Source organism: Pseudomonas umsongensis (assembly GCF_002236105.1).
In the GTDB taxonomy this organism is placed as follows: Bacteria; Pseudomonadota; Gammaproteobacteria; order Pseudomonadales; family Pseudomonadaceae; genus Aquipseudomonas; species Aquipseudomonas umsongensis.
Genome location: NZ_NIWU01000009.1, coordinates 262,237 through 271,865, shown reverse-complemented (window position 1 = coordinate 271,865; position 9,629 = coordinate 262,237). Strand labels below are relative to the sequence as shown.

At 60.6% G+C, this 9,629-nt stretch carries 6 protein-coding genes; 1 reads left to right on the top strand and 5 read right to left on the bottom strand.

The window, feature by feature from the left end; all coding sequences use genetic code 11:
- Nucleotides 1-91 precede the first annotated feature (91 nt).
- Nucleotides 92-1,270 carry an integrase core domain-containing protein gene (locus PSUM_RS29570; protein WP_020800720.1) on the top strand — a complete coding sequence of 393 codons (1,179 nt, stop codon included), beginning with the start codon at nt 92-94 and terminating at the stop codon, nt 1,268-1,270.
- Nucleotides 1,271-3,091: 1,821 nt separating this feature from the next.
- Here PSUM_RS29570 and PSUM_RS29550 read toward each other — a convergent pair.
- The 5 genes from PSUM_RS29550 to PSUM_RS29530 form a co-directional block, all read right to left on the bottom strand.
- A complete protein-coding gene (locus PSUM_RS29550; protein ID WP_083348603.1) occupies nt 3,092-4,885 on the bottom strand; it encodes an alpha/beta fold hydrolase in 1,794 nt (597 codons plus the stop codon).
- A 255-nt stretch (nt 4,886-5,140) separates the two neighbouring features.
- Nucleotides 5,141-5,743, bottom strand: coding sequence for a protocatechuate 3,4-dioxygenase subunit alpha (gene pcaG / locus PSUM_RS29545; RefSeq protein ID WP_083348604.1), 603 nt, complete (start codon nt 5,741-5,743; stop codon nt 5,141-5,143).
- Nucleotides 5,744-5,755: 12 nt separating this feature from the next.
- A complete protein-coding gene (gene pcaH, locus PSUM_RS29540) occupies nt 5,756-6,475 on the bottom strand; it encodes a protocatechuate 3,4-dioxygenase subunit beta (RefSeq protein WP_033043918.1) in 720 nt (239 codons plus the stop codon).
- 122 nt (nt 6,476-6,597) lie between these two features.
- The gene (gene pcaQ / locus PSUM_RS29535; protein ID WP_020801258.1) at nt 6,598-7,527 is read right to left on the bottom strand and encodes a pca operon transcription factor PcaQ; all 930 of its coding nucleotides are present in this window, start codon (nt 7,525-7,527) and stop codon (nt 6,598-6,600) included.
- 553 nt (nt 7,528-8,080) lie between these two features.
- Nucleotides 8,081-9,418, bottom strand: a complete 1,338-nt coding sequence (locus PSUM_RS29530) for an MFS transporter (RefSeq protein WP_042955208.1) — start codon at nt 9,416-9,418, stop codon at nt 8,081-8,083.
- Between the last annotated feature and the right edge of the window lie 211 nt (nt 9,419-9,629).

Below are 9,629 nucleotides of genomic sequence, written 5' to 3'. Positions count from 1 at the left end.
CCGGTATGACTCACCCACATAGGTAACAAAACAGTTCAAGCACATAGGTAACAGTTTTTAACTGGCACTGGTCGATTCCGAGGATCTGACCATGCCGTGGCGAGAGCTCAAACCTATGGACCTGAAAGTGATGTTCATTGCCGACTATCTGTCCGGTCGACTTAATTTCAGCCAACTTTGTGCGGCTCACAGCATCAGTCGCAAGACCGGTTACAAGTGGGTAGCCCGCTACAACGCGGACAGCATCAACGGATTGGCGGAGTGCAGTCGCAAGCGCCACTCTCAAGCTCAGGCTGTGCCGTTTGCGGTCAAAGAGGCCATTCTTGAGCTGCGCGGCCAAGGGCAAACCACGCCAGGCCCGAAAAAGATCCAGACAGCCCTGAGAGAGCGGTTTCCAGATCAGCCGCCACCCTCCAAAACCACGATCTACAACGTGCTTAAAAAAGCGGGATTGGTGGTGTCTCGGCGGTTGCGCCAACGTGTCGCCGTTTATCCCAAACCACTTCAGAAAGCCGACCTTCCTAACCAGCTCTGGAGCGCTGATTACAAAGGCCAATACCTGACAGGAGACGGTGTCTGGTGTTACCCGTTGACGGTAATGGATCACGCCAGTCGATTTTTACTGGCTTGTGAAAGCATGCCGAGCACGACTTTCAAGGACGCCAAGGCCACCTTCGAGCGGTTATTCAAGATGTATGGAATGCCTGAGCGGATCCGTACGGACAACGGAGTCCCTTTCGCCAGCGGTGGGCGTGCCGGGTTATCGCAGTTGTCTATCTGGTGGGCCCGCCTGGGCATCATTCACGAAAGGATTCAGCCGGGTCGACCCGAGCAGAATGGACGGCATGAGCGCATGCACCGCACGCTTAAGAGCACATTGCCAAGGCCGCCGGAAATTGAGTGGGGAGCCCAGCAGAAGCATTTTGACCTGTTCATGCAGCACTATAATCATGAACGTCTTCATGAGGCTTTGGGGCAGAAAACACCAGGCTCCTGCTATACAAGCTCGTCACGGGCATTTCCGAGGAAGCTGCCGGAGATGAAGTACCCAAGCCATGTTGAGGCATACCGAACGGACTCCAACGGCGTGGTGAACAAAGGAAGGCTCAGAATCTATGTCGGCTATGTCCTGAAACATCAGATAGTCGGATTGGAGAACATCAGCGAAGGGGCTTGGGACATCATCTTTGGGCCTGTTCTACTGGGACGGGTTGATGAACGAGACGCTAAGGATGGTTATCTGACGCTCAAAGTAATCAAAAATAAGTGATCAGGTGTTACCCATGTGCCTGAACTTTACTGTTACCTATGTGGTTGTTCCATTCTTGCCCCACCACTTGGTGCCTCGCTTAGGCTCGGCATGCCCTCACTCCGGCATTGCTCCGTGGGTCGCCGCGATGGGCCGTCCCTGGCCCAGCGCGGCTAAACCGGCGTCCTGCCGGTTTCCCCACTGCGCAATGCCTGCGTTCGGCCATCGTGGTTAATGGGGCGCCCGCGATCAACAGCAAAGCGAGGCGGCCTTAAAGCCGACCTGACTTGACGTGAACTCGCTGATCGTTCCCACGCTCTGCGTGGGAATGCCGCCAGGGACGCTCTGCGTTCCACTGACGACGCGTTAATTGAACCGTGCGCGACGGTGATGCGGGGCGTCACAGGAAGCCCTGTGTGAAATTGGTTGTCTGCGTACATATCCATTGCTGCGGTAACGGCGGCTTATGGTTTCGCTTTTACAGCGACTCCCTTTTTCAAACACCAAAAAGGAAGCAAAAGGCTGTGCCCCACCACTTGGTGCCTCGCTAAGGCTCGGCATGCCCTCACTCCGGCATTGCTCCGTGGGTCGCCGCGATGGGCCGTCCCTGGCCCAGCGCGGCTAAACCGGCGTCCTGCCGGTTTCCCCACTGCGCAATGCCTGCGTTCGGCCAGCGTGGTTAACGGGGCGCTTGCGATCAACAGCAAAGCGAGGCGGCCTTAAAGCCGACCTGCTTTTGGTGATGCCTGTGTTCGATGATCGTTCCCACGCTCTGCGTGGGAATGCCACCAGGGACGCTCTGCGTTCCACTGACGACGCGTTAATTGAGCCGTGCGCGACGGTGATGCGGGGCGTCACAGGAAGCCCTGTGTGAAATTGGTTGCCTGCGTACATATCCATTGCTGCGGTAACGGCGGCTTATGGTTTCGCTTTTACAGCGACTCCCTTTTTCAAACGCCAAAAAGGAAGCAAAAGGCTGTGCCCCACCACTTGGTGCCTCGCTTAGGCTCGGCATGCCCTCTCTCCGGCATTGCTCCGTGGGTCGCCGCGATGGGCCGTCCCTGGCCCAGCGCGGCTAAACCGGCGTCCTGCCGGTTTCCCCACTGCGCAATGCCTGCGTTCGGCCATCGCGGTTAACGGGGCGCTCGCGATCAACAGCAAAGCGAGGCGGCCTGGCTTGAAGTGAACTCGCTGATCGTTCCCACGCTCTGCGTGGGAATGCCGCCAGGGACGCTCCGCGTTCCGCTGACGACGCATTAATTGAGTCGTGCGCAACGGTGATGCGAAGCGTCACAGGAAGCCCTGTGTGAAATTGGTTGTCGGAGTGCATATCCATTGCTGCGGTAACGGCGACCTATGGTTTCGCTTTTACAGCGACTCCCTTTTTCAAACGCCGGAGTGCCGGCCCAGCAAAAAGGAAGCAAAAGGCTTTGCCCCACCACTCGGTGCCTCGCTAGGGCTCGGCATGCCCTCACTCCGGCATTGCTCCGGGGGTCGCCGCGATGGGCCATCCTTGGCCCAGCGCGGCTAAACCGGCGTCCTGCCGGTTTCCCCACTGCGCAATGCCTGCGTTCGGCCATCGTGGTTAATGGGGCGCCTCAGATCAAAAACCAAAGCGAGGCGGCCTTAAAGCCGACCTGCTCCACGGCTGTACCTGATCCCCTGTGGGCGAGCCTGCTCGCGAAAAATGTCCGGGCAACGCTCTCATCCAGGCGCCCCGCGTCATCGTTGAAGTCCATCGCGAGCAGGCTCGCTCCTACAAAGGTCCGTGTGGAACCTGTGGGAGCGAGCCTGCTCGCGAAGAATGTCCGGACAACGCGTTCATCCAGGCGCCGCGCGTAATCAACGCTCCATGACATAGGTGCCAGGTGCGGGGCAGAGGGGCGGGTATTTGCGCGAGCCAAGTTTCTTCGGCGCCGGCCGGCTTTCGCCTGAGCGCTGGCCGATCCATTCGCGCCAATGCGGCCACCAGCTGCCTTGCTGGCGCTCGCCCGCGTTTTGCAGCCAGGTTTCCGGGGTCTCGGCGGCGGCAGGTGCGGCGTAGTAGAACGACTTCGGGTTGCCCGGCGGGTTCACCAGGCTTTGCAGGTGGCCGGCGTTGGACAGTACGTAGGTGGCGTCCTCGCCAAACAGTCGGGCGGTGCCGTAGCAGCCCTGCCAGGGTGTGATGTGGTCGGTGGTGCCGCCGATCACATAGGCACCGACCTTCACTTGGGTCATGTCGATCGACTCGCCGGCAATCTCCAGGGAGCCCGGGTTGCTGTAGGGGTTCTGCTGGACCAGGTCGAGGTAGTCCGCGTGCAGTTGGGCGGGTAGTCGCGTGGTGTCGTTGTTCCAGGCCAGGATGTCGAAGGCCGGCGGCTTGTTGCCCAGCAGGTAGTTGTTGACCCAGTAGTTCCAGATCAAGTCGTTGGGCCGCATCCAGGCGAACATGCGGGCCATGCCCTGGCCGCTCAGTACGCCCTTGCGCCGGGAGCTGGCCTTGGCCGCGCGCAGGGCCGACGGGGTGGTGAACAACCCCAGGGTGGTGTCGTCCAGTGCCGAAGGCATGTCCAGCACGCACACGGCCCAGCTGGTGTTGGCCACCTTGTGGCCTTCGCCACGGGCCGCCAGCCAGCCCAGGTAAGCCGCCAGGGTGATGCCGCCCGAGCAGGAGCCCCACATGTTGACGTCCGGGCTGCCGGTGATCTGGCGTGCCACGTCCACCGCCTGGTCGAGGCACAGCGCGTACTCGGCCAAGCCCCAGTCGCGGTGCTCGCGGGTGGGGTTGCGCCAGCTGATGACAAAGAGCGTCACGCCGCTGTCCTGGATCCACTTGATCAGGCTTTTCTCCGGTGACAGGTCGATGGCGTAGTACTTGTTGATTTGCGGCGGCGACATCACCAAGGGCCGGGCATGGACATTTTCAGTGGTGGGGGCGAACTGCAGCAGCTCGAACATCTCGTTGCGAAACACCACTTGGCCCTTGGCCGTGGCGATGTTTTCGCCAACCGTAAACGGCGAGCTGTCGACCTGTTTTGGGAGCCCACGGTTGTTCAGCATGTCATCGCCGAACTGGCGGATGCCCCTGGCCAGGCTCATGCCCCCGGTGTCCACCAGCTTGCGCAGTGCCGCCGGATTGGTCAGCGGCGAGTTGCTCGGTGCCACGGCATCGGCCAGCAGTTCTGCGACGAACCGGGCGCGGCTCTTTTCCAGCGGGGCAAGGTCGGTGGATTCGATGAAGCGGGTCAGTTCACTTTGGCCGGCCAGGTAGCTCTGCAGCAGCGCGCGCAGGAAGGCGTTGGATTGCCAGGCTGGATCGGCAAAGCGCTTGTCCTTGGGATTCGGCGCGATGCTGGAGTGACCGCCAACGATGCCGCGCAGCTCCTTCAGGTAGCCACCCAGATGAGCGCCAGCCTTGAGCGGCGACAAGCCGACGGCCTTGAGCAGGTAACCGGCCGAGCTGGCCAGGTCCGCCGCGCGCACGCTGACCAGCGGATTGGCCGCCAGGGTCTGGTTGGAAGCCGTGCCGATCAGCTCTTGTTGCTGGGTGTCGCCAGCGGGATCACCCTCCTTGCGAACGCGGCGCTTTCGGCCGGTTGCTGGGGGGCGCTGGGTTGGAGTTACGGACTCGCTCGTTCGGGTGGATCTGCTCATGTCGGCTCTCTTGTATCCGGGTGCTGACCCGGTTGTTATTTTGCTCCGACTCTAGGGTGTAGCAGGGGGCGACCACCTCGCATTGCACGACAGCGAATTTTCATTTCATGACACGGGGAGCGCAGGCCGATGAGTTGAACATGAGCGCCTGCAGGCATGCATAGCGGAATTGAAAGCGGGTTTGACCCAGCGCGCTTGAAGCGCGCCGGCACTCATTTCAGGAGTGTGGGCAGCTTGGTGTCTGCCCACGCCGCGTCAGAAGTCGAAGAACACCGTTTCCGCTTCGCCTTGAAGATGAATGTCGAAGCGGTACGCCAGCTTGCCATCCACGGTGCAGCGCCTGGCGACCAGGGATTCGCGCCGATGGGGCTGTTCGATCAGGTTTAACACCGGATCCACGGCATTCGCCTCGGGCTCGTCGTCGAAATACAGGCGGGTCTGCAGGTGAATGTTGATGCCCCGGGCAAACAACGCAACGTTGATATGCGCCGCCATGGTAACGCCCGAGGCGTTTTTCAGCCTGCCGGGCTTGACGGTCTTGATCGTCCATTCACCGGCATCGGTGGTCGCGGTACGGCCAAAACAATTGAAGGCTTTCTCCAGGTCGAAAGCGCTGTCGTAGACGCCGTCGTGGTTGGCTTGCCAGCACTCCAGGAAGGCGTCGCGAATCAAGTGGCCATTACCGTCATACACGTGGCCCACCACTAGAATATGCTCGCCTGGCGCGCCAGGCCTGGCCATCTCGTTCCAGATTTCCTGCTCACGCGGCGCGTTGCCGGCGGCCTCTAGCGCCAGGCCGATATGCACATAAGGCCCGGCGGTTTGCGACGGGGTTTCAGGCAGAAGTTGAACGGGCATTCGCAGGCCTCCTCAGCAGTTTTCGAAGTGGGTCTTGCGCTGGCCGCGCAGGACGATGTCAAAACGATAAGCCAGGCAATCCATGGGATTGGCCATGCCCATGTCCAGGCGGGCGATCAAGCTCTGCACCGCGTCCGGGTTGGCGATCGACTTGACGATCGGGCACATCGGGATGAGCGGATCACCTTCGAAATACAGCTGGGTAATCAGGCGCGTGGCAATCGAGGGGCCACTGATGGAGACATGGATATGCGCAGGACGCCAATCGTTGGGGCCGTTGCGCCATGGGTAGGGGCCGGGCTTGACGGTGCGGAAACTGTAGTTGCCATCGCGGTCGGTCAACGCACGGCCAACGCCGCCGAAATTGGGGTCGAGGGGGGCCAGGTAACTGTCTTTCTTGTGCCGGTAACGACCACCGGCATTGGCTTGCCACATCTCCACCAGGGTGTGGGGGATCGGCTTGCCGTATTGATCGCAAACCCGGCCCGCGACGATGATGCGTTCGCCGATGGGCAGGCCGCCGTGATTGAAATTCAACAGCAGGTCGTTATCGTGCCGACCCATTTGCAGATGGGAAAAATCCGGGCCGCTGGTTTCGGATAAAGACTGGGGGATGCTCACCAATGCCTGGCGAGGGGAGCGCAGGATCGAGGTCTTGTAGTCAGGCGTCAGGGCCTTGGGATGCCAATTACGGTCACGAATGACGAAACGGCTGTCGTGCGCATCAGACATGTCGTTTTTCCTATTGTTATGGTGGGACGGAGGCACTGCGTTGGCAGCGACTGGTGGCCCAGTGTCCTCTTGTACGTCCCAGCGCAAAATTGAAAAAATCGACCTTATGCATATCCAGATGGTTATGGATACTGACCTTCGCGATACTCCTGGCCGACCTCGCGCAATGCCTCCACGCACCACTGCGCCGCCGGTGATACCGGTAACGCGGGATTGGTGCACAGCCCGACGGAGCCACCCGGCTCACGCATTCCAAGGTCCAGCTCGACCAACTCACCCTGTCGCAAATCCTGTCTGACAGCGTCGAGAGGGGCGACCCAGATAGCCTGGCTGCACAGCACGTAGCGCCGACTCAGGGCCACCGACAAGGTTTCCAGGCGTTGGCGCGATGGTGTGATCCCGTGCTGGACGAACAGGCTGTCGGCGAACTTGCGGATCGTCGTCCCCGCCGACGGCAATACCAGCGGATAGTCTTCGAGGTTTTTCTGTCCCGACGGATCGTTGAGCACCGGGTGGCCGCTGCGGACCACCAGGGTCATGGATTCGCTGTACAAGTGCTCGAACGCGAGCCCTTGTATCAGTGGGCTATCGGTCATCCGGCCCACCACCAGGTCCAGCTCACCGACCCGCAGTCGGGACAGCAAATAGGCACTTGGGCCAGTCACGACACTGACCACCAACGCCGGGTGACGGTCGTGCAGGCGGCAGACTACCTCCGGTACCAACAGGCTTTCGACCGTGGATAGCACGCCGAGCTGCACGGTAATGGGCTCATGCACGCCCGAGCGCAAACTGTTGACCCCGTCGCGCAGCGCTTGCACGCTCGGCCCTGCGTATCGCAGGAAGGCCACGCCGGCTTCGGTCAGCGTCGAGCCCTTTTTACCCCGTTCAAACAGCCTGGCATCGAGCAGGGTTTCCAGTTCCTTCAAGGTTTTGGAAAGCGCTGGCTGGCTGATCGCCAATTTGTCGCAGGCACGTGCCAGGCTGCCCTGGCGTGCCACCTCGAGAAAACACAGCAGATGCCGGAATTTGATTCGGTTATCGATGTTCAAAAGGGGGCTCTGCCTTGGTGGTTTGGCCTCTATTATTGTTGGATTTGCAGTGGTTGTGTGGTTGTCCCGGCCATTTTTTGGGGGGCATATCCATTGCTGCGGTAACGGCGGCTTATGGTTTCGCCCTTACGGCGAGTCCCTTGTAGGAGCGAGCATGCTCGCGATGAAGGTCAACGATGACTCGGGAAGCCTGACACCCCGTGGCGCTCTCAAGTTTTTCGTCGGAACGCCGCCCGGAGCATGCTCGCTCCTACAGAGGTCGCCGCGCTGGGCCGTCCCTGGCCCAGCGCGGCTAAACCGGCGTCCTGCCGGTTTACCCACTGCGCAATGCCTGCGTTCGGCCATCGTGGTTAACGGGGCACCCAAAATCTAAAGCCAAAGCGAGGCGGCCTTAAAGCCGACCTGACTTCAAGCGAACACATTCCCCCTGTAGGAGCGAAGCTTGCTCGCGATGGACGTCAACGATAACGCGCCCTGTCTGGATGAGCACGTTGTCAGGACGTTCATCGCGAGCAGGCTCGCTCCTACAATTGGATCGGGGGCATATCTGCGATCAGGCCACAGCCCGCACACCTGCACCTTTCCCCTCCGCCTGCACATCATGCAGGGAGATCCGTGACGTCTCCGGCAACGCGAGCCCGCCTGCCAACGCCAGCAAGGCAATCGCGATCAGGTAAAACGCCGGCGACAGGTTGCTGCCGGTGGTGCTGATCAGCCACGTCGCCACCAACGGGGCCGTCCCGCCGAAAATCGTATACGCCATGTTGTACGTGATGGCCGAGGCGGTGTATCGAGTTCGGGTCGGGAAGGTTTCCGAGAGCAAGGCCGCGGTGACCACGCCACACAACACCGCGCCAACGGCCAGGAGCATGACGCCTGCGACCGACGCTGCGAACGAGCCGGAGCTGGCCATCAGGAACGATGGATACACGGCCACGATCAACAAGGCGCACGCCGTCATCACCGTCATCCGGCGCCCGACCCGGTCCGAATACAGTCCGGCCAACGGGCAGATTGCCGCTGCGAACAGCAAGGCAATCAACGACACCAGCAACGCCGTTGCGCGACTCAGGCCCCCCGCGACCTGCAGGTAGGTCGCAAAGTAGGTGGTGAACATATAGAACGACAGCGCCGTGAGCGACACGAAGGCGCCCAGGCAGCAGATGGCCGCGCCATGGTTGCGCAAGGTGTCCTTGAGTGGGGAATGGGCGACCGCATGTTCCTGGGTCACCGCCTGGAATGCCGGTGTTTCATCGAGCTTCCAGCGCAGGTAAAGACCCACCAGGCCCAGCGGTGCGGCAATCAGGAACGGCAGGCGCCAGCCCCAACTGCCCATTGCTTCAGCCGATAACGATGCCTCGAGCGCGTAGGCCACCACGGCGGCGGCGGCGAAGGCGGAAAATGTCGACACCGGAATGAAGCTGCCGTACCAGGCGCGTTTATCACTCGGCGCATGCTCCATCAGGTAAGCACAGGCACCTGCGTATTCCCCGCCGGCGGAGAAACCCTGGGCACAACGGATCAGCGAAAGAAGGATCGGCGCCGTAACCCCGATGGCGGCATAAGTGGGCAATACACCGATCAAGGTCGTCGCACCGGCCATCAGCAGAATCGTCATCGCCAGGGTGCGCTTGCGCCCGATCCGGTCTCCCAGCATGCCGAAGAAAATCCCCCCAAGGGGCCGGAACGCAAACGCCACGGCGAATACCGCAAAGGTCTTGAGCAGCGCGGCACTGGCATCGCCGCTGGGGAAAAACTGCTGGGCGATGGTCGTGGCCAGGAAGCCGTAGACGGCGAAGTCGAACCATTCCACGAAATTGCCGATGCCGGCAGCCACGATCACTCTTCTCAGTGTTTTCGGGCTGACTTGTTCCGTTGTTGTGCTCGTCATGCTTGACCTCGACAGTTCGTCAGTAAGCTATCGATTATCGAGGCAGGCGCTAAAGCTGTTCACTTCAAAAGTGTCATCCACGTAGTCAGTACCGACTTCGCCCGCATCAAGTGTTCGAAAGGTTGGGCATCACTGCATGGTCTCAATGGATCCATTAATCTGCATTTATCTGTAAAAAGCTTGACTGTTGTCGGTTTTATTCGATTCAATG

What these genes read in the sequence shown, in the direction of transcription:
- PSUM_RS29570 (WP_020800720.1), top strand. Translation starts at nt 92, where the DNA reads ATGCCGTGGCGAGAGCTCAAACCTATGGACCTGAAAGTGATGTTCATT.
- PSUM_RS29550 (WP_083348603.1), bottom strand. Translation starts at nt 4,885, where the DNA reads ATGAGCAGATCCACCCGAACGAGCGAGTCCGTAACTCCAACCCAGCGC.
- pcaG (WP_083348604.1), bottom strand. Translation starts at nt 5,743, where the DNA reads ATGCCCGTTCAACTTCTGCCTGAAACCCCGTCGCAAACCGCCGGGCCT.
- pcaH (WP_033043918.1), bottom strand. Translation starts at nt 6,475, where the DNA reads ATGTCTGATGCGCACGACAGCCGTTTCGTCATTCGTGACCGTAATTGG.
- PSUM_RS29530 (WP_042955208.1), bottom strand. Translation starts at nt 9,418, where the DNA reads ATGACGAGCACAACAACGGAACAAGTCAGCCCGAAAACACTGAGAAGA.